Below are 19,687 nucleotides of genomic sequence, written 5' to 3' on the forward strand. Positions count from 1 at the left end.
GGCGCGCCCCGTGGCTCATCCCGAACGGTCCCCCAGCGCCTTCGCCGACACCCTCGCGTCGTGGCGAGAGATGTTCGACCGGCGCACCGCCGGCGCGAACGTCGGCGCCGGTCTGGTGGTCGCGATGGTCGCGATCCCGCTCAACCTCGCGCTCGCGGTCGCATGCGATCTGCCGCCCGCCGCGGGCCTCGTGAGCGGCGCGATCGGTGGGCTGATCGCGTCGCTCTTCGGCGGCTCGCGCCTCAACGTGACCGGTCCCGAGGTCGCGCTCGCGCCGCTCACCGCGGCGATCGTCGCGACCCACGGCATCGACGGAATGCTGATCGCGACGGCGATCGCGGGCGCGGTGCAGATCGCGCTCGGCGTGCTGCGGGTCGGCGGGCTGGTGCGCCTGCTGCCACGGCCGGTCGTCGGGGGCTTCCTCGCGGCGGTGGGCGTGATGGTGTTCGACTCGCAGCTGCCGCACTTGATCGGCGTGCACGACGGGCGGCGCGTCGCCGCGCTCGCGATCGCGCTGCCCGACGTCTCCCCCGACGTGCTCGCGATCGCGATCGGCGCCGTGGTGATGCTCGTGTTGATCGTGCTCCCGCGCGTCGCGCCGCGAGTCCCCGCGCCGCTCGTCGCGCTCTCGCTCGCGGTGGGCGTCGTCGCGTGGCTCGGCCTCGACGTCGAGCGCGTCGCACCGCTGCACGGCAACGCGCTCGCGCTCCACGTGCCGAGCCTCGACCGTGTGGATCTCGCGGCGCTGGTGCCGAGCGCGCTCGCGCTCGCGGCGCTGGCCTCGGTGGACTCGCTGCTCTGCGCGGTGAGCATCGACGCGCGCACCGGCGGCCCCGCGCACCGCCCCGATCAGGAGCTCGTCGCGCAGGGCGTCGCGAACCTGGCGTGCGCCGCGTTCGGCGGCATGCCGGTCGCGGCCGCGGTCGTGCGCAGCGTCGCGGCGATCGAGGCGCGCGGCAGCACGCGCCTCTGCGGCGTCGTGCAGTCGATCGTGCTGCTCGCGGTGGTGCTCGTGCTCGGGCCGCACCTCGACGTCGTGCCGCTCGCGGCGCTCTCGGGCGTCCTCCTCGTCGTCGGCGCGAAGCTGATCGATCTGAGCGAGCTCGCGAAGCTCGCGAAGGTGCGCCGCTTCGAGGCCATCGTGTTCGTCGCGACCGCGATCGCGATCGTCACGACCGGCTTCGTCGAGGGCCTGCTGATCGGCTTCGCGCTCGCGGTGGTGGAGCACGTGAGCGCGCAGGGCGCTGCGCTCCGGCTCGACACGCACGTGCTCGGCCGCACGCGCGTCGCGCGCCTCGAAGGCCCGCTGGTGTTCGCGTCGCAGCACCGCGCGCAGCAGCTCGTGCGCGGCATCCCCGGCGACGAGACGCGCGCGCTCGTCATCGAGCTCGAGGGCGTGACCCACTGGGACGCGAGCGGCATCGCCGCGCTCCGCACCGCGCTCTCCCCGCTGGCAGCGCGCGGCACGCGCATCGAGGTCGTGCCCGGCGACGCGGTCCCGGTCGACGCGCTCGAGCGCGATCTCGCGGGCATCGCGCAGGTCCGCGCGCGACGCGAGAGCAATCTACCGCGCCCGAGCGAGGGCGAGGCCCGATCCGGCCTCGACGCGCTGGCGCTCGATGGAGCCGAGTGAGGCTCGTGGAGGTGGACGCGATGGATCGCAGCGCGACGGCGACGGTCGAACGAGACGAGACGGCGGAGAGCACGAGCGCGGCGGCGCGTGCGCGACGGAGCGCACGCGCCACCTGGGCGGGTGTCGCGCTGCTGGTCGGCCCGGCGATGGCGATCGTCGCGGCAGCGGTGCTCGCGACCGGCAGCGACGGGCCCCGCGGGCCCGCGCTGATCGTGTTCCTGATCGGCCTCGGCGCCACGGTCACCGCCGATCGCAGCGGGCGCCGGTGAGCGTCAGCGCGTGGCGTGCTTCGTGAGCTTCTCGAGGTACGCCGCGCAGCCGGGCTCGCCCTCGCGCGGGGCCCACGACGCGAAGTCCTTGTCGTTCGCGACCTGATAGGGCCCCGGCTTCACCTCGAAGCAGATCGCGCTCTCGCTGCGGACCACGAGCGAGTGCCAGACGCCCGGCGCGATGTCGATGCCGCACGCGTGCGCGCGCTGCAGCGGATCGCCGAGGATGTCGCAGCGCTCGATCTCCCCGCGATCGTCGAACACGAAGAACGCGACCTCGCCGCGCAGGATCACGAAGGTCTCGCTCTTCGCGGGGTCGAGATGTCGATGCGGCGTGATGTACGTGCCGCGCGTCATCACGTTCAAGAAGCGGTGCGGGTTGTCGTCGAGCGACGGATGGAAATTGTGGTTCGTCCGCCCTCGCGCCGAGCTCGCCGCACGCGCGAGCGTCGTCTCGAAGAGCGCCTCGTCGATCAGCTGCACCCTGTTGGTCACAGGGCCCAACATGAGCACACGTGCCCGTTCACGTGTACGAGATCGTTCGCGGTCCTCGGTAACGTGCGCGACACCGCACGTTTACGCGCCAATTGTCGCGTGCGGGGTATACTGGCTCGTTCGCCGTCATGGACCGGTCAAACAAGGACGCACCTCCTGCGCCTCCGCTCCCGGAGCTCCCGCGAGCCCGACCTGTCCCCAAAGCGCGCGTCCAGGCCGCCGGTGCCGCGCCGACGCCCACGCCCGGCCTCGCGATCCCGACGCCACCCGACGGCTCGTCGCGCGACTGGATGACCCAGGAGATCTCGCTCGCGAACGCGCAGGCGCTGCCCTCCGAGCAGGTCTCCCTCGAAGACATCGAGCCGGTCACGCACTCGGGCCGCGCCTCGCTCTCGCGCGCGCCCTCGCTCGCGCGCTTCGGTCGTTACGACCTGCTGGGACGCATCGCGTTCGGCGGCATGGCGGAGATCTTCCTCGCGCGCGAGGTCAGCGAGACCGGGCGCGCGGGGCGCCACGTCGTGCTCAAGCGCGTGCTCCCGCACGTCGCGGAGGACGAGCACTTCGTCGAGATGTTCGTCGACGAGGCGCGCCTCGCGATGCACCTCAACCACCCGAACATCTGCCACGTCTACGCGTTCGGCGAGGAGTCGGGCAGCTACTACATCGCGATGGAGTGGGTCGACGGCATGCCGCTGTCGAAGCTCATCCGTCGCGCGCGCGAGCGCGGAGGCGTGCCGATCCCGGTCGCCCTGCGCATCACCGCGATGGTCGCGGAAGCGCTCGACTACGCCCATCGCGCGAGCGACTCGCAGGGCGAGCCGCTCGGCATCGTGCACCGCGACGTCAGCCCGCAGAACGTCATGGTCAGCTACGACGGGCCGGTGAAGCTGCTCGACTTCGGCATCGCGAAGGCCGCGAGCCACTCGACGCGCACCGAGGCCGGCGTGGTGAAGGGCAAGTTCGCGTACATGTCGCCGCAGCAGTGCCTCGGCGAGCCGATCGACGCGCGCGCCGACGTGTTCGCGCTGGGCCTCTGCCTTTACGAGATCCTCACCGGTCGCAACCCGTTCAAGCGGCAGACCGAGTTCGACACGATGCGCGCGATCGTCTACGAGGACGCGCCGCCGCTCGCCGAGGCGATCACGTCGCGCGAGCCGCGCCTCGAGATCCAGCGGGAGCTCGAGTCGCTCATCGCACGCGCGATCGCGAAGAAGCCCGAGCAGCGCTTCCAGTCCGCCGCCGAGATGCAGATGGCGATCGAGCAGGTGCTCGCGCGCAGCGGCACCGTGGTGCTCGCGGCGAAGGTCGGCGAGCTCATGCACGACCTCTTCGCGAGCGAGATCAAGGCGGGCCCGCAGCTCGATCGACGCCTCAGCATGCCGCCGCCGCGCGCGGCGGTGCCGAGCGGCGAGAACGATGCGATGTCCTCGCTGCCGCCGCCGGCGAACGCGACCCAGCGCATCGAGCTCGCGACGCCTCACGACGACGAGCGACCCTCGTCGATCGTGCCGCCGCGCCGGCGCGTGCTCGGCATGCTGATGGTCGCGGCGGGCCTGCTGCTCTTCGCGGTGACCGGCGGCGTCGGCGCGTGGGTCGCGTACACGATGGGCGCGCAGGGCGCGCACAGCGAGGTGGTGATCCCGACCGTCGGCGCGGGCCCCGGCGAGGTCCACGCCGCGCCGACGACCGGCGCGATCTACGTCGACAGCACGCCGAGCGGCGCGCGCATCGAGCTCGCGGATCGCGGCGAGGTGGGCACCACGCCGATGGAGATCGGCCTGCTCCCGCCCGGCCACTACCTCGTGCGGCTGCGCGCCGAGGGGCACGACGGCTGGGAGCGCGCGATCGATCTGCGCGCCGGCGATCGCGCGCAGCTGGTCGCGGTGCTCTCTGCGATCGCGCCCGTCGTCGAAGAAGACGAAGTCGAAGCCGAGCCGCCCGCGGCGGCAGAGCCTCGCACGCCTCGCACGTCACGGCGCGAGCGCGAGCCCGCGGCGCCGCCGGGACGCGTGTCGATCAACTCGCGGCCGTGGTCGAAGGTCTACGTCGGTGGCCGCCTGCTCGGCACCACGCCCATCGGCGACGTCGAGGTGCAGTCGGGCTCGGTGCGCCTTCGCTTCGTCGATCGCGACGGCGAGGAGCACGTCCGCTCGATCACCGTCCCGCCGGGCGGCCACGCCCGCGAGTTCTTCGATCTCCGCGCGCAGGCGGAGTAGCCACCGGCTTCTCGGTGGTGGCCGGGAAGATGCGCCCGTCGGGGCCTCGCGACGCGAGCGCGAGCTCGGCCACTCGCACCACGAAGTCGATGTACGGGCGCATCGCGTGGCCGCGCCCCGCGCCCTGGGGGAACACGACGTACTGCTCGATGTAGAGCAGCCCGATCGCGTTCACGACCATGCGCGAGAGCAGCTCGATCTCGCGCGCGTCGACCTGCCCCGAGTCGACGTAGTGCGAGAGCATCGTCGTGAAGAGCCCGCCGACCGTCTCGACGAACATCACGCGCAGGCGCTCCGCGTAGAGCGGCTGCTCGAGCGAGAGGTTGAACAGGAAGCGCACGAAGATCGGCCAGTCGGTCTGCTCGTACATCGCCTCGACGATGTCGCCGAGCGCGCGCGGCAGATCCTCGACGCGATCGGGGATCGACGTGCCCGCGGGCACGCTCTGCACGCCGCCGAACCCGAACGTCGTGAGGATCTGATCGACCAGCTCTTCCTTGCTGCGGAAGTAGTGGTAGAGGCTGGGCTGCTGCATCCCGAGCCGACGCGCGAGCTCGCGCAGGCTCGCGCCCGCGTAGCCGCGCTCCGCGAAGAGATGCAGCGCGGCGCGCAGGACCTCGCGATGTCGCTCGCTCAGCTCCTGGCCGCCCCACGTGCGCTCGTCCGCGGTCCGCGGCATGCGCGCGTTCTATCACGCGCGCGGCGAGATCAAGCGGCGGCCCGCATCGACGCGCGCACCGGGCGGCGCGTGGGCACGCTGGCGCGCGCTTCTTCGCGGCTGCGGTAGGGCGTCTCACGGCGGCAGCCCGGGCACACCGCGGGCATCGTCGCGAGCCAGTGCAGCGGCCCGAGCGCGAAGCCGTAGAGCGCCATGAGCGGCACCGCGAACATGATGAACGGGCCGATCAGGCTCGACGCGAGCACCGCGAGCACGCCGCCGAGCGCGGTGATCGCGAGCGCGAGCCGGAAGATCCAGGGCCGCCCCGGGCGCACCGGAGTGACGGCGTGATCGCAGTGTCGACAGAAGTGGGTCCCGTGGTGGTGCGGGTGCATGGTCCGCTGCCCTCCCTATCGATCGATAGGCTGGAGCCTATCGCTCGATAGGTCAAGGCCGCGACGACGGGTCGGCGCTACGCTGCGCCAACCCGAGAGAGAGGTTGGTCGCGCGATGGCGAACGAGACGATTCCGCTCTTCGAGCTCTCCCATCGCGAGGCCCGTGCGCTCTGCGCGCGCGGCGTGCGCGTGTGGCTCCCGGTGAACCCGGTCGAGTACCACGGTCCACATCTCTCGCTGCACAACGACCGGCTCATCTCGACCGGCCTCGCGCGCGAGGTGCACGCGTTGCTGTGCGGCGAGCACGAGCCCTTCGTCGTCGCCGCGGATCTCGAGGTCGGGTGCGATCCCACGCCCGGCCCGGGCACCCGCACGCTGCCCTTCCCGATCGTGCGCGACACCGTGATGGAGGCGTGCCGCGCGCTGCGATCGCTCGGCGCGCACCGCGTGATCGCGATGACGTGGCACGGCGCGCCGCTGCACTCGCTCGCGATCGAGCCCGGCCTCGCGTGGCTGCGCGAGCGCGGCGTGGCGGCGCTCAACCCGTTCAACGAGGCGCTCCGCGAGCTGTGCCGGCTCGACGGGACGCGCTTCGTGCGCGCGTTCGATCACATCAAGGACACGCGCGAGCGCGCGCGCATGATCGAGACGCTGCGGCACGACTTCCACGCCGGCTTCTTCGAGACGTCGATGGCGCTGCACTACGCGCCGCACTCGGTGCGCGGCTGGCAGGACGTGCCGCCCTGCCCGACGATCGTGCCCGATCGCGCGATGATCCACGCCTCGCGCGTCGCGCGCGGGATGGGCAAGGACGAGCTCGCGGGCGAGCTCGAGCTCATCGCGATGGCGCTCGGATGGCACGCGCTCTCGCCCTTCCCCGGCTACACGAGCGCGCCGCACCTCGCGCGCCCCGAGAGCGGCAAGGTGTTCGCCGACGAGATCGCGAAGAGCTGCGCGAAGCTGATCGACGACGTCCTCGAGGGACGACGCGAAGCGCCCGAGCCGCCGATGCGCTGGATCGCGAAGCTGACCGCGAACGGGCGCCTGCAGCCGAAGCCGAAGGGCGCTTGATGGCCCGCGACGTGCTCTGAGCGAGCGCGACACATCGAGGCACACGAACGTGCCTCGAGAGGGGGTCGCTTGCTCAGGAAGATGCTCGTCGTCGCCGCATTGCTCTCGGTCGCGGCGGTCTCGTCACCGGCGTCGGCTTGCTCGGCGCCTGCGTGCGCCGCGGTGTCCTTCGTCCCGCAGTCGGTCGAGACGGCCGACGAGATCCCGGTGGTGCCCGAGAACGGCGCGACGCTGGCGATCGAGAGGTGGAGCGGCGCGGTCCGGTCGAGCACCGTCCGCGCGACGATCGTGCGCGACGGCGCGTCGACCGAGGTCGAGCTCACCGCGGACGGCCCCGTGGTGCACCTCGACGGCGCGCTCGAGGGTGACGTGTGGACGGTGCGCGAGACCCACGCGTGCACCGACTCGCTCCAGTCGCAGGAAGGCACGACGACCGTGCGCATCGGCCCGCCCGCCGACGCCCCGACCACGCTGGGCACGCTGCACGCGGACGCGCCCGTTCGGCGCGAGGTCACGGTCGCGGACGCATCGGGCCCGTGCTCGAGCACGATCGACTCGATCGCGGTCGACCTGCACGTGACGCTCGACGAGCACACCGACGCGTGGGGCGCTCTCCTGCGCTACGAGACCCTGGTCGACGGCGAGGTGTTCTTGCACGGGACGTCGACGCTCGGCGGCAGCGTGCCGGCGGTGGTGTTCGTCGCGTGCGAAGCGCCGACCCCCGGACAGCTCGTGTCGGACCTCGAAGAAGGCACGCACGTCGTGCAGCGCCGCGCGTTCCTGCCGGGATCGGACGAGCCGATCGCGAGCGACGAGATCGAGATCGAGCTCGACTGCGGCGACGTCGAAGAACCCGACGAGGAGGTGCCGCCGGCGTCTCCCGTGGTGTCGGTGTGCAGCGTGTCGTCGCCGGGCGCACGCGCGAGCAGCGGTGCGTTCGCGCTGCTCGCGGCCGCGATGATCGCGCTCGGCGTGCGCCGTCGTCGCGCGTGAGCGAGGCGCTACGGAATCCGTAGCGCCTCGCGATCACTCACTCGCCGAGCAGGTACGCGAAGATCAGCGGCGCGACGATGGTCGCGTCGCTCTGGATCATGTACTTCGGCGTGTCGACCTCGAGCTTGCCCCACGTGATCTTCTCGTTGGGCACCGCGCCGCTGTAGCCGCCGTAGCTCGTGACCGCGTCGCTGATCTGCGCGAAGTAGCCCCAGAACGGGCAGTCTTCCATCTCGAGGTCCTGGATCATCGCGGGCACCGCGCAGATCGCGAAGTCGCCCGCGATGCCGCCGCCGATCTGGAAGAAGCCGACGCTCGGCTTGTCGAGCTTCGACGCGCCCTGCTTCTTCATCGCGTTGTAGCCCGACGCGTCGAGGTACCAACGCATCAGGTGCTCCATCTGCTCGGTGCCGGTCTTCACGACGGTGTGCGTCGACACGTCACCGCGCCAGCACGCGGCCGCGAACATGTTGCCGGTGGTCGAGTCCTCCCAGCCGGGCGAGTAGACCGGGATGCCCATCTCCTTCGCGGCGAGCATCCACGAGTCGTCCTTCGGGATCTGGTAGTGCTGCTCGAGCGAGGGATCGCCGAGCACCTCGAAGAGGAACTCGCTCTCGAACTTGCGCTCACCGCTCTTGGCGGCCTTGCTCCACACGTCGATCAGGCGCTCCTCGAGGTGGCGCATGATCGTCTCGGGGATGCAGGTGTCGGTGACGCGGTTGTAGCCCTGGTCGTAGAGCGCCTTCTCGTCCTCGGCGCGCAGCGCTCGCCAGTCCTGGATGATCTTGTAGTCGTTCGCGGCGAGGAGGTTGAACACGTCCTCCTCGAGGTTCGCGCCGGTGCAGCAGATCGCGTGCACGTAGCCCTGGCGGATGAGGCGACCGAGGATGCGCCCGATGCGCGCGGTGCTCATCGCGCCCGCGAGGGTGACCATCATCTTGCCGCCGCTCTTGATGTGCGCCTCGTACGCCTTCGCGGCGTCCACGACCTCGCGGCTGTTGAAGTGCAGGAAGTGGCGGTCCATGAACGCGCGCACGGTGCTCATCGTCTGGTCTCCTCGAAAAACAGGGCGCCGAAGATAGCGCTCCGGGCGACGGACGCGAGCGCTCGCGATCACGCCCGGAGCATCGCCACGAGATCCGTCACGCCCGGATCGTGGCCGGCCTGCATGAGGAGCGTCGTCACCTGGCCGCGGTGGTGCGTCTGGTGATTGAACACGTGGGCGACCGCGTGCCAGAGCGGAAACTCGTTCGCGACGCCGCGGCGCGAGTACCGCAGCGGCCCGGCGAGCGTCTCCTCGGTCAGCGTCGCGACGAACGCTTCGAGCTCGTCATCGGTCTTCGCCCGCTCGCGACGGAGCTCGTCGAAGCTCGCATAGAGCTCCTGATCGAGTGCGCGGATGCCGCCCGGTCCGAGCTCGCCCGGCTGCAGCTGGGCGCCGGTGAAGCGCCCCAGCCACACGCGATCGGCGAGGAGGAGATGGTTGAACGTTCCGTGCACGGAGCGGAAGAACGCGCCGCGATCGGCTTTGCGCTCCTCGTCCGTGAGCTTCTCCGCGACGGCGTAGAGCTTGTCGTTCATCCAGCGGTTGTAACGAGCCATCACGCGGGCGAGTTCGGGGGTCATGTGTTCGCGCGGAGCGTACCTCGGCTCACGCCGGCTGGCGTCTCGAGCCGCGTCAGAGAGGGGCTCGTGGACCTCGAGGTCGGCGGCTGGGTGCCGTTCGTGGTTCGAGCGCTCCGTGCAGCGATCGACGATCGGCGGTCGCCAGCGTCGGCGTGGTCCCGAAGGTCGCGCGGAACGTGCGGGTGAGATGCGCGGTGTCGGCGAAGCCTGCGTCCATCGCCGCGGTCCGCACCAGCTCACCCTCGGCGATCCGGCGGGTCGCCGCACAGAGCGCCGTCCACCTCTTGAGCCCGCGGAACGTCATGCCCGTGGCGAGCTTGAACGCACGCATCGCCTGCGTGCGCTCGACCCCGAGCCGATGCGCGAGCTCCGCCTGCCCCATCCGCAACATCGGGTCGGCGACGATGGCCTCGATGGCCCGCGCGACCACGGCCGGCGCTCGCGCTCGACCCCGCGAGAAGCGGATGCGCAGCTCCGCCTGAGCGGCCGCGTCCGAGCCCAGCGCATCCACCGCGAGCGCGGCGAGCTCGGGTGGCACACGGGCCGCGAGCGCTGCGGTGAGCGGAAACTCGAGGCCGTCGAAGTACAGCACCTTCGCGCGTCCGTGGATCTCCACCCGATGCTCGACGTCCGGGCGGATGATCACGATGTCCCCCTCGATGCGCTCCGACGGCGTGCAGACGGCGAGCGGCCGGTCGAGGCCGGCGAGGACGCAGGTCACGGGGTTGCGGTGCGGCGCCAGGGTGCTCGCGACGAACGCGAAGAGCGAGCTCGCGAAGCGCGACGGACGCTCGGGCATCGGTCCAGTCTACCGGGTCGCACGTTCGTTCAACGAGGTGGCGCGCGCGCAGTGATACGAACGTCGAGAGCCGCGGAGGAGCCCCGTGAACGTCACCGACGGTCGTCCGATCACCGCCCGGAACAAGGCCAACTACGTCGCCGCCAAGGCAGCCTACAACGCGCGCGAGCTCGACCGGTGCCTCGCGTTCTATGCGCCAGAGCACCAGATCCTGTCGCAGCCGACGCCGCCTGGTCGCGAGCACATCCGTGCGTTCCTGGAGGGAACGTTCGCTGGCTGGCCCGACCTCCGACTGGAGGTCGCCCACGTCGTCGCGGAAGACGACTGGGTGATGGGCCGCTGCATCGCCACCGCGACGCACACGACGGCGGTGATGGCGGTGCCGCCGACCGGCAAGCAGGTCGTGACGACGTTCTGGGACCTGCACCGATTCGACGACGCAGGTCTCATCGTGCAGTCGTGGAACCTCATGGACAGCCTCGCCCTCATGCAGCAGCTGGGGTTGGCTCCCTCGCGCTGACCCAGCGCCGGGTCGAGAGGAAGCGCCTCGCTCTCGGCCGCCGTCGCGTTCCATCGATCGTGCTCAGGCGCCCGCGGGGCTCGTCGCCGACGGGGTGGGAGCGTCGATCGGAGCGGCGCCGGAGGTCGAAGGCTCGTCGGCCGCAGCGTCGTCGTCGCCGGACGCCGAAGAGACGATCGCCAGGACGACGACGCCGGGGGACCGTCCGCAGCGGGAGCTGCGATCCCCATCCGACGTACTCTCTGCGCACGCGGAGGGAGCCATGTCGGACGAGAACGATCCGCTTCGGTTGCGAGAGCTCTTCGAGGGTGGGGGCGAGCCGTGGCAGCCATTGCTCGCGCCCACGCTCGCGGCGCTGCGCGATGCGCCCGACTTCATCGGGCCCGCGCGCGCCAAGACGGTGGTGCCGGTTCGCGAGCTCACGTTCCAGGCGCTCAAGCCGAACCCACCGGAGCGCTGGAACGTCGTGGTGTTCGGGCAGAACCCGTATCCGCGGGTCGAGTCGGCGACCGGCATCGCGATGTTCGACAACGCGTTCGGCGATTGGAGCGACGCGCGCTTCGGCAAGGTCACGTCGATCCGCTGCATCGTGAAGGCCGCGTGCATGTGGAAGCACGGGGTCGACAAGTCGACGTCGACCGATGCGATCCGCCGCCTCTTGAAGCAGCACGAGGTGGTCGCGCCGCCCGAGTGGTTCGGCGCGATGCTCGCGCAGGGCGTGCTGCTGCTGAACGCGTCGCTCACCGCGTCGACCGACGACTCGCTCACCACCGCGCAGCACACCGCGTTCTGGAAGCCGGTCGTCGAGCGCGTGATCGAGGCGATCCTCACCGCGAAGCGCAGCGCGCCCGCTTCGCATCGCGGCGTGGTGTTCGCGTGGTGGGGCAACCACGCGAAGGCGCTGCGCAAGGTCGTCGACAAGGTGCACGCGCGGATGCCCGACGTGCCGGTGCGTCACATCGAGCACCCGAACCCCGCCGCGATGGGCGATGCGTTCTGCAACGGCAATCACTTCGGCGACGTGAACGACGCGCTGCGCGAGCTCGGCATGGCCGAGGTCGACTGGCTGCCCAAGCAGGGCTTCAGCGCGGGCACCGAGTCGGCGCGGATGGGCGAGTTCATCGATCGCACGATGGAGCTCCACAAGCTCTACCTCGATCGACTCCAGAGCGTCGGCGACGAGCGCGCGGCGGTGCTCGCGCCGATCACCGGCATCTTCGATCTTCCGCGCCCCGACTTCGCGGCGGTGCTCGAGACGCTCGCGCCGATCGATCGCGGCATGGCGCACTGGGGCAAGAAGGCGCGCGAGCTCGCGGCGAAGAAGGCGGGCTCGGTGCCGCTCGACGTCGAGGAGATCGCGGCGGTCGTGCTCTACACGCTCGAGACCGCGCTCTACAAGAAGCTCAACGCGGCGCTGCGCGATCCCGATCGCCGCGCGGCGGATCTCTATCGCGCGTACCTGCGCCTCCTGCTCTCGGGGCTCTCGAAGCTGCCGGCGAGCGACGCGGTGCTCTATCGCGGGGTCGCCAAGGATCTGCGCAGCGAGTATCCGCGTGGCGGCACGATCACGTGGTGGGGCGTGTCGTCGTGCACGTCGAAGCTCGCGGTGGCGCGCGGGTTCCTCGGCGCATCGGGGCGGCGCACGCTCTTCGAGGTGCACACGAGGAGCGCGGTGAGCATCCGCGATCTCAGCGCGTTCACCGGCGAAGAAGAGCTGGTGCTCGCGCCCGGCACGTCGCTGCTGGTGCGCGACGTGCGCTCCGAGAGCAGTGGCCTGACCACCGTTGTGCTCGAGGAGAGCACCCAGCCGAGGCTCGTCGCGTGAAGATCCCGAAGAGCTGGATGCCGATCCTGGGTGCCGAGCTCGAGAAGCCGTACTGGCGCGAGCTTACGGAATTCGTCGCCGCGGAGCGGGCGCTGCACGAGGTGTTTCCCGCCGACGACGAGGTGTTCGCCGCGCTCGAGCGCACGTCGTTCGACGACGTGCGCGTGGTGCTGCTGGGACAAGACCCCTATCCGACCCCGGGGCACGCCCACGGGCTGTGTTTCTCGGTGCGCGAAGGGGTGAAGCCGCCCGCGTCGCTGGCGAACATGTACCGCGAGCTCGAGAGCGATCTCGGGGTGCCGATCGCGACGACCGGCTCGCTCACCAAGTGGGCGGAGCGCGGGATGCTCTTGCTCAACACCGTGCTCACGGTGCGGGCGCGCGAGGCCAACTCGCATCAGAAGCGCGGCTGGGAGACGTTCACCGACGCGATCCTGTCGGCGCTCTCGGCGCGCGAGCGACCGATGGTGTTCGTGCTGTGGGGGACCGCGGCGAAGAAGAAGGAGAAGCTGCTCGACGCGACGCGGCATCGCGTGGTCTCGGGCGCGCATCCGTCGCCGCTCTCGATCAAACACTTCAAGGGATCGAAGCCGTTCTCGAAGATCGACGCGGCGCTGCGCGGCATCGGCGAAGCGCCGTTCGACTGGACGCTGTGATCAAGGCGCGAAGAACTCGGCGATCAACGTCTCGCGGAACAGCTGGGCCGCGCGGGGCGCGAGGGGCGTCACCGCGCCGGTCGTGAGCGCGCCTTCGCGCACCGCGAAGCGCGATGCGAGATCGCGGTTCGAGAGGAAGTACGTCCCGTCGTCGAGCTGCGCGAAGAGCGCGCCGTCGACGATGCGCGTCCACAGGCGCGCGCCGTCGCGCAGCCTCGTCACCCGCACCAGATCGGCCTCGAGGCGATCGATGCGGAACGCGCCGTCGCCGGTGATCTGGGTCGAGCGATCCGTGGTCTCGGCGTAGTCGGCGCGGATGCGATCGAGCTCCGCGACCTCGGCGCACGCGCCCACGATCGGCGTGCTCTCCGCGCCGCGGCACACCAGATCGGCCTCGACGCACCGGCAGCGCGAGCGCGCAGCGCGCGGTGCCGTGCGCGGCGTGCTCACGCCGCTCGCGTCGAGGAGGTAGCCGCTGCTCGATGCGCTCAGGTACACGCCGCGCGCGGTCGGCGTCGCGCTGTAGAGCGAGCTCGCGCGCAGCAGCTCGGGCGGGGTCGCGGGCGCGCTCGCCTCGACGCGCGTGATCGTGCCCTGCGCGAGATCGAGGCTCGCGCGCTCGCCGCGCGGTCCGCTCAGCAGCAGCGTCCCCACGCCCTCGAGGCTCGCGCTCGTGGGCCGCCGCATGCCCGGCGGGTACACGATGATCGTCGGCTCGGTCGCCGGCAGCCGCAGCAGGTGCACCTGGATCACGCCGCCGCGCGCCTGCACCGCGCTCACCACGACGCCGCGATCGGCGTAGAGCAGCGTGCCCGGGAGCGACGCGTGATCGCGGAGCTGCACGCTGCGTCCCTCGAGCGCGAGGGTCTCCACCTCGACGCGCTGCAGGCTCATCACGACGTACGTCGCGCCCTCGTGGGTGAACGTCGAGACGCCGTAGTCGAGCAGATCCTCGGGCGCGTCCACGCGCGTCGCGCTCTCCTCGCCGACGCGGCGCCATCCCGCCTGGGTCCGGTAGAGCACGCCGAACGCGGTGTCGACGATGCGCGCGGTGTCGGTCTGCGCGAGCCCGAGGTACGCGTCGCGCGTCAGGTCCCATCGCCACACCCGCCCCGCGAAGCGCGTCGCGGCGCCGCCCTGGTCGGTCACCGCGAAGAGCACCTCGCCGTCGCGCGCGACCGCGGAGGTGTCGATCCAGTCGCTCGAGAGCGCGATGCGCCGCACCGCGCGCACCAGGCCGGTCGCGCGATCGCGCAGGCAGATGCGCCCGGCGGCGAGCACGATCGTGTCGCCCTCGCGGGTCGTGCACGACTGGGGCACGAGCTCGCGCGTCGGGTAGCGCGCGGCGAGCGCGGTCGCGAGATCCTGCGCGTCCGCGCGCGAGGAGACGCAGCTCGCGATCGTGAGCGCGACGAGCGCGCCGATTCGTGTGCGGTGGTCCATCGGCCGATGATGCCCGAGCCGCTCGCGACGACGCGAGAGCGCTCCTCCAACACGTTGGCACGACGGACGACGGCTTGGAGCGCGATGCGCAGGCTGCATCTCGTGGAGGCAGCCATGAGCGAGACGAACGTGTGGAAGGACCGGCGCGTGATCGTGACCGGTGGGACCTCGGGGCTGGGGCTCGCGACCGCGCGCGCGCTGGTGTCGCGCGGGGCGCGGGTGGGCATCGTGGCGCGCACGCGCGAGCGGGTGCTCGCGGTGGAGCGCGAGAGCGATCGTGTCGTCGGTGTGGTGGGCGACGTCGCGCGCAAGGAGGACGTGCATCCGATCGCGGTGCAGCTGATCGGGCGGCTCGGTGGGCTCGACGTGCTGGTGAACAACGCGTCGAGCCTCGGGCCGGTGCCGCTGCGATCGTGGGCCGACACCGAGTGCGAAGATCTCGAGGCCGCGCTCGCCGCGAACGTGCTCGGGCCGCATCGCCTCACGCGCGCGCTGCTCGGTGCGCTGCTCGAGGCGCCGTCGCGGGGATCGAACGCGGTGGTGGTGAACGTGACGAGCGACGCCGCGGTGAACGCGTACGCGGGCTGGGGCGCGTACTCGGCGAGCAAGGCCGCGCTGCTCCACGCGACGAAGATCTGGGATGCGGAGCTGGCGTCGCGCGGCGTGCGCTTCGTGTCGTTCGACCCGGGCGACATGGACACTCCGATGCACGCAGCCGCGCTGCCCGATGCCGATCCCAGCACGCTGAAGCGCCCCGAGCGCAGCGCCGAGGAGCTGCTCGCGGTGATCGAGACGACGATGCGGCGAGGTGCATCGTGAGGGCGGCGACCGAAGCGGCCCGCGCACGACGCGACGGACGGCTGCTGGTGGTCGACGCGTCGGGACGCATCGCGCACCACGCGCGCGGCGCGCTGCCCGAGGTGCTGCGGGCAGGCGATCTGCTCGTCGTGAACGACTCGGGCACCCTCCCCGCGTCGCTGCGCGGCACCCATCTGCGCACCGGCGCGACGATCGAGGTGCGCCTCGCGGCGCGGCTGACCCTCGATGCGCGCGAGATCCGCGCGTGGCGCGCGATCGTCTTCGGGGAAGGCGACTGGCGGGCGCGCACCGAGGATCGCCCGCCGCCGCCGGTGTTGCGGCCCGGGGATCGCCTCGCGCTCGGCGCGACGCTGCGCGCCGAGATCGCGGACCTCGACGGGCACCCCCGCCTCGTGCTGCTGACGTTCGAGGGCACGGCGCGCGACGTGTGGGAAGGGATCGCGCGCGAGGGCGCACCGGTGCAGTACAGCCACCTGCGCGCGCCGCTCGCGCTCTGGGATGCACAGACCGCGATCGCCGGTCCACCGGTCTCGGTCGAGCCTCCGTCGGCGGGGTTCGTGCTCGATCACGCGATGCTCGATCGGCTCGCGGCGCGCGGCATCGAGCTCGCGATGCTGACCCACGCGGCCGGGCTCTCGAGCAGCGGCGATCCCACGCTCGATGCGCGCTTCCCGCTGCCCGAGCCCTACGCGATCCCCGATGCGACGGCGCGCGCGATCGCCCGCGCGCGGCACGAGGGACGACGCGTCGTCGCGCTGGGCACGACGGTGGTGCGCGCGCTCGAGAGCGCGGCCGCGTACGACGGAGAGGTGCACGCCGGGCCGGGCATCGCGACGTTGCGGCTCGGCCCCGCGCGCCCGCCGCGGGTGGTCGACGCGATCGTGTCGGGCATGCACGAGCCCGAGACCAGCCATCACGCGCTGCTCGAGGGCTTCGCGCCCCGCGCGCGCCTGCTCGAGGCAGCGCGCGAGGCCGAGGCGCGGGGCTATCTCGCGCACGAGTTCGGAGATGCGTGCCTCGTCGAGCGCGCCGCGTGAGCCAGCTGGAGTGCTCGCTCGCGGAGGGCGAGCCGATCTGGACGTTCGCTCACGGCAGCACGATGCGGCCCGGGGCGCCCATCGTGCCTGCAGTGGTGTGGCACGCGTTGCAGTCGCCGTTGATCTGGGGCGTGAGCATCACGCGCTCGCGTCCGTCGTAGAGCACCCGCGCGGTGTACGGGTAGGCGAACGCATTCGCGAGCGCGCCGCCGGGCTCGATGTCCTCGTCGGTCGGTCGCATCAGGAAGAAGTTCCCCGCGCGGTTCGCGGTCATCCGTGAGATCCGGCCCTCGGCGTCGGTGATCTCGACGATCGCGGTGCCACTGGTGTCGGCGCCGCTGCAGTCGTCGGGCTCGTGCGCGCTCGGGTAGAGCGTGCCCGCGGCCCAGAAGCGCCGCTCCGGTGCCTCGCGATCGTGGCACGACACGCAGGTCCCACCGGGCTTCATCTCCGGCGACTCGTCGGTGCCGCGGGTCCAGCGGCGCATGCTCGTGCACTGCACCGGGGTGCTCCACGGATCGTCCACGGTGCAGCTGCCCGCGGGCATTCCGTCGGCGATCCACGCCTCGAGCGCGGCGATCGACACGTCGTCGACCGGCGCGCCGGTGGGTGGCATCGGGAGCGTCGCCGCGCGCATGCGCACCACCGATCGCGCCGCGAGGGTCTGGGTGGGATCGATCGTCGAGGCGCGCATCAGATCGGCGCGCGTGATCAGCGACATCGGTGCACCGCCCGCCGGGATCGCGCCGTGGCACGCGCTGCAGTGCGCGACGAGCATCTCCGCGACCTCGCACGGCAGATCGGTCTCGAGCGGGGGCGCCGTGGTGATGCCGGCGTCGTCGGGAGATCCGCCGAGCCGAGGGCCCGCGGGTCGCGAGTCGGCGGCACAGCCGACGAGCGTGGTGAGCGCGAGGACGAGGAGCATTCGGTGCGTCATGGCCCGCACCTGGCAATGGACGCGTGCCGCCCGCGATCACGCGGCTTTCACCGCGCTCGCCTGTGCACGCGCTTGCACTCCGCGCACGCAGCGCGCGGAGACTGCCGAAAGATCGGCGCGCTTCGCGCGCTCCCGTCCGGGCCCTGCGGGACGAGCACTCCGGCAGGCGCTGTCGAAACATCGGCTCGCCCGCAGGGCCCTACCGTCCGCGCGCTTCGCGCGCTCCCGTCCGGGCCCTGCGGGACGAGCACTCCGGCAGGCGCTCACCCGTCGTCGCCGTCGTCGTCGTCACCGCAGTCGATCTGCCAGTGCTCGCGCACCCGCGCTTCGACGTCGGCGATCACCGCGGGCGCGCTCGTCGCGTCCACCCGCACCACGCCGTCGACCGGCGCGGGCAGCGTTCCCTCGCGCAGCGCTGCGTGGATCTCGCCGAGATCGAGCGACGCGCGCAGCGCGAGCAGGCCCGCGGGAGGCAGCGCGATCGGCAGATCGCAACGCACGTCGGCGGCGATCGGGCCGGCGGTGATCACCTCGTAGGTCACGCCCTCGTCGACGAAGCGCAGCTCGAGCGCCGGTCCCCCCGCGAGCGTCACGCTGACGTGCGAGTACGTCGCGGGCACCGCGCCTTCGAGCTCGACGCGCGCCCACGCGCTGGTCACGTCGACGACGCCCACGTCGCTGCGCGAGGGATCGAGCGCGCCGCCGCGATCGTTGTGCGCGCGCACCTCACCGACACCGAGCCGCAGCCGCTCGAGCACCACGTCGTCCTCGAGCGTCTCCGCCGCGCCGCCGAGCTCGACCACCACGCGCCCCAGGATCATCGCGTCGGGAGGCGGCTCCGCATCGGGATTGGGAGGCGCCGGAGGAGGGCATCCGCAGAGCGTGATCGCGCACGCGACGAACACTGCGCAACGCGTTGCACAGCGTCCGGCCTGCGAGATCGAGCGTTCGCGGTCCATGCGAAGACGGTCCTTGCCAGGATGAGGCCAGCGCGTCCTCACGCGCGAGGCGGCGCCTTCAGCCCGTGCTTCTCGAGCTTGTAGATGAGCGCGCGGCGCGAGATCCCCAGGCGCGCGGCTGCCCGCGTCTGGTTGCCCCCGCACGCGGCGAGCGCGTCCTCGATCGCCTGTCGCTCGGCATCGTCGACGCGCCCTCGGAGGATGCCGGCGCCCGCGCCGACCACGCCGCGCTCGCGCTCCAGCAGCGTCGCGAAGTCGCGCGCGCTCAGCACCTCGGAGTCGCGCAGCGCGACCGCCCGCGCGATCGCGTTGCGCAGCTCGCGCACGTTGCCCGGCCACGCGTAGCCGCGCAGCAGCGCGATCGCATCGGGCGCGAGCCGCACGTCCTCGGCGATCTCGCGGAGGTGCTCGGTCGCGAGCGCGATCACGTCGTCGGGCCGCTCGCGCAGCGGCGGGATCGCGATCCGCAGCACGTCGAGGCGGTACAGCAGATCGCGCCGGAAGAGGCCCTGCTTCGCCATCGCGTCGAGATCGCGGTTGGTCGCGGCGATCACCCGCACGTCGACCGCGACCGGCGCGGTGCCGCCGACCCGAGTGACCACCCGCTCCTCGAGCGCGCGCAGCAGGCGCACCTGCATCGCGAGCGAGAGCTCACCGATCTCGTCGAGGAACAGCGTGCCTCCGCTCGCCGCCTCGAACACACCCTCGCGCCGCGCGTGGGCACCGGTGAACGCGCCCTTCTCGTGCCCGAACAGCGTCGCCTCGGCGAGCGTCTCGGGGATCGATCCGCAGTTCACCGCGACGAACGCCTTGCGCGCGCGCCCGCTGCGCTCGTGCACACGACGCGCGAGCACTTCCTTGCCGGCGCCGGTCTCGCCGACGATCAGCACCGGCAGATCACACGCCGACGCGCGCCGCGCGAGCACCTCGACGCGTCGCATCGCGGGATCGCCGGGCGCATCGATCTCTCCGGGCGCGCTCGCGCGCGGGAGCACGACGACGAGGCGCGCCGGGCCGATCGCGATCTCGCTGCCCGAGCGCACCGCGACCTCGCCCGAGACCCGAATTCCGTCGACGAGGCTGCCGTTGCGCGAGCCGTGATCGACGAGCATCGCGTGCTCACCGCCGTCCCACCGCAGCGTCGCGTGGAGGCGGCTCACCGCGGGATCGTCGATCGCGATCGCCGACGAGCGGCTGCGTCCGATCGCGAGCTCGGCGTCGCGCGGCAGATCGTGCACGCCGCGCGCGGGACCCGCGGTCACCACCACGCACGCGGTCTGATCGCGCGTGATCGACGTCGCGCTCGGCGCGTCCCAGGTCGTCGCTTCCCGCATC

Annotated in this window: 20 protein-coding genes; 10 read left to right on the forward strand and 10 right to left on the reverse strand. The window is 72.0% G+C overall.

The features are described from left to right. The first annotated feature begins 70 nt into the window (after window positions 1–70). Together I5071_RS34290 and I5071_RS34295 are read left to right on the forward strand one after the other, a co-directional pair. The gene (locus I5071_RS34290) at window positions 71–1,633 is read left to right on the forward strand and encodes a SulP family inorganic anion transporter (RefSeq protein WP_236517509.1); all 1,563 of its coding nucleotides are present in this window, start codon (window positions 71–73) and stop codon (window positions 1,631–1,633) included. A gap of 11 nt (window positions 1,634–1,644) precedes the next feature. After that, on the forward strand, window positions 1,645–1,902 hold the full coding sequence (locus tag I5071_RS34295) for a hypothetical protein (RefSeq protein WP_236517510.1): 258 nt from the start codon (window positions 1,645–1,647) through the stop codon (window positions 1,900–1,902). A gap of 3 nt (window positions 1,903–1,905) precedes the next feature. On the opposite strand, the gene I5071_RS34300 is transcribed toward I5071_RS34295, so the two are convergent. Then, window positions 1,906–2,397, reverse strand: coding sequence for a WbuC family cupin fold metalloprotein (locus tag I5071_RS34300; protein WP_236517511.1), 492 nt, complete (start codon window positions 2,395–2,397; stop codon window positions 1,906–1,908). Between the two features lie 128 nt (window positions 2,398–2,525). On the opposite strand from I5071_RS34300, the gene I5071_RS34305 reads away from it, so the two are divergent. Further along, window positions 2,526–4,613: a serine/threonine-protein kinase gene (locus tag I5071_RS34305; RefSeq protein WP_236517512.1), complete on the forward strand. Its 2,088-nt coding sequence runs from the start codon at window positions 2,526–2,528 to the stop codon at window positions 4,611–4,613. On the opposite strand, the gene I5071_RS34310 is transcribed toward I5071_RS34305, so the two are convergent. Together I5071_RS34310 and I5071_RS34315 are read right to left on the reverse strand one after the other, a co-directional pair. Then, complete coding sequence (locus tag I5071_RS34310) at window positions 4,552–5,292, reverse strand: TetR/AcrR family transcriptional regulator (RefSeq protein ID WP_236517513.1); 741 nt, start codon at window positions 5,290–5,292, stop codon at window positions 4,552–4,554. The two genes, I5071_RS34305 and I5071_RS34310, sit on opposite strands and share 62 nt — an antisense overlap. Before the next feature lie 29 nt (window positions 5,293–5,321). Beyond that, window positions 5,322–5,666 carry a hypothetical protein gene (locus tag I5071_RS34315; RefSeq protein ID WP_236517514.1) on the reverse strand — a complete coding sequence of 115 codons (345 nt, stop codon included), beginning with the start codon at window positions 5,664–5,666 and terminating at the stop codon, window positions 5,322–5,324. Between the two features lie 115 nt (window positions 5,667–5,781). Here I5071_RS34315 and I5071_RS34320 point away from each other — a divergent pair, with 115 nt between their 5' ends. Together I5071_RS34320 and I5071_RS34325 are read left to right on the forward strand one after the other, a co-directional pair. Continuing rightward, window positions 5,782–6,738, forward strand: coding sequence for a creatininase family protein (locus I5071_RS34320; protein WP_236517518.1), 957 nt, complete (start codon window positions 5,782–5,784; stop codon window positions 6,736–6,738). Window positions 6,739–6,807: 69 nt separating this feature from the next. Continuing rightward, a complete protein-coding gene (locus I5071_RS34325) occupies window positions 6,808–7,731 on the forward strand; it encodes a hypothetical protein (protein ID WP_236517519.1) in 924 nt (307 codons plus the stop codon). Window positions 7,732–7,768: 37 nt separating this feature from the next. Here the strand turns inward: I5071_RS34325 and I5071_RS34330 are convergent, their stop codons facing one another. From I5071_RS34330 to I5071_RS34340, 3 genes are all read right to left on the reverse strand, one after another. Then, complete coding sequence (locus tag I5071_RS34330; protein ID WP_236517520.1) at window positions 7,769–8,776, reverse strand: deoxyhypusine synthase family protein; 1,008 nt, start codon at window positions 8,774–8,776, stop codon at window positions 7,769–7,771. A gap of 68 nt (window positions 8,777–8,844) precedes the next feature. Further along, window positions 8,845–9,357 carry a DinB family protein gene (locus I5071_RS34335; protein ID WP_236517522.1) on the reverse strand — a complete coding sequence of 171 codons (513 nt, stop codon included), beginning with the start codon at window positions 9,355–9,357 and terminating at the stop codon, window positions 8,845–8,847. Between the two features lie 52 nt (window positions 9,358–9,409). After that, a complete protein-coding gene (locus tag I5071_RS34340; protein WP_236517524.1) occupies window positions 9,410–10,156 on the reverse strand; it encodes a helix-turn-helix transcriptional regulator in 747 nt (248 codons plus the stop codon). A gap of 85 nt (window positions 10,157–10,241) precedes the next feature. Here I5071_RS34340 and I5071_RS34345 point away from each other — a divergent pair, with 85 nt between their 5' ends. The 3 genes from I5071_RS34345 (at window position 10,242) to ung (ending at window position 13,157) form a co-directional block, all read left to right on the forward strand. Further along, window positions 10,242–10,676 (forward strand): ester cyclase, encoded by a 435-nt coding sequence (locus I5071_RS34345; RefSeq protein ID WP_236517525.1) that lies wholly within the window; start codon window positions 10,242–10,244, stop codon window positions 10,674–10,676. A 262-nt stretch (window positions 10,677–10,938) separates the two neighbouring features. Next, complete coding sequence (locus tag I5071_RS34350; RefSeq protein ID WP_236517527.1) at window positions 10,939–12,501, forward strand: ADP-ribosyltransferase domain-containing protein; 1,563 nt, start codon at window positions 10,939–10,941, stop codon at window positions 12,499–12,501. A 17-nt stretch (window positions 12,502–12,518) separates the two neighbouring features. Beyond that, window positions 12,519–13,157, forward strand: a complete 639-nt coding sequence (ung, locus tag I5071_RS34355; RefSeq protein WP_419249679.1) for a uracil-DNA glycosylase — start codon at window positions 12,519–12,521, stop codon at window positions 13,155–13,157. On the opposite strand, the gene I5071_RS34360 is transcribed toward ung, so the two are convergent. Next, complete coding sequence (locus I5071_RS34360; protein WP_236517530.1) at window positions 13,158–14,600, reverse strand: hypothetical protein; 1,443 nt, start codon at window positions 14,598–14,600, stop codon at window positions 13,158–13,160. A gap of 114 nt (window positions 14,601–14,714) precedes the next feature. On the opposite strand from I5071_RS34360, the gene I5071_RS34365 reads away from it, so the two are divergent. After that, window positions 14,715–15,419 (forward strand): SDR family NAD(P)-dependent oxidoreductase, encoded by a 705-nt coding sequence (locus I5071_RS34365; protein ID WP_236517531.1) that lies wholly within the window; start codon window positions 14,715–14,717, stop codon window positions 15,417–15,419. Continuing rightward, a complete protein-coding gene (locus tag I5071_RS34370; protein WP_236517533.1) occupies window positions 15,416–16,456 on the forward strand; it encodes an S-adenosylmethionine:tRNA ribosyltransferase-isomerase in 1,041 nt (346 codons plus the stop codon). Before I5071_RS34365 ends, I5071_RS34370 begins: the two co-directional genes overlap by 4 nt. A 49-nt stretch (window positions 16,457–16,505) precedes the next feature. Here I5071_RS34370 and I5071_RS34375 read toward each other — a convergent pair whose 3' ends face one another. The 3 genes from I5071_RS34375 to I5071_RS34385 all read right to left on the reverse strand — a co-directional run bounded on the left by I5071_RS34375 (window position 16,506) and on the right by I5071_RS34385 (window position 19,686). Further along, a complete protein-coding gene (locus I5071_RS34375; RefSeq protein ID WP_236517534.1) occupies window positions 16,506–17,393 on the reverse strand; it encodes a hypothetical protein in 888 nt (295 codons plus the stop codon). A gap of 263 nt (window positions 17,394–17,656) precedes the next feature. Then, window positions 17,657–18,352, reverse strand: coding sequence for a hypothetical protein (locus I5071_RS34380; RefSeq protein WP_236517536.1), 696 nt, complete (start codon window positions 18,350–18,352; stop codon window positions 17,657–17,659). 38 nt (window positions 18,353–18,390) lie between these two features. After that, window positions 18,391–19,686, reverse strand: coding sequence for a sigma 54-interacting transcriptional regulator (locus tag I5071_RS34385; protein ID WP_236517537.1), 1,296 nt, complete (start codon window positions 19,684–19,686; stop codon window positions 18,391–18,393). Window position 19,687 lies beyond the last annotated feature (1 nt).

It is taken from the genome of Sandaracinus amylolyticus (assembly GCF_021631985.1).
Classification (GTDB): domain Bacteria; phylum Myxococcota_A; class Polyangia; order Polyangiales; family Sandaracinaceae; genus Sandaracinus; species Sandaracinus amylolyticus_A.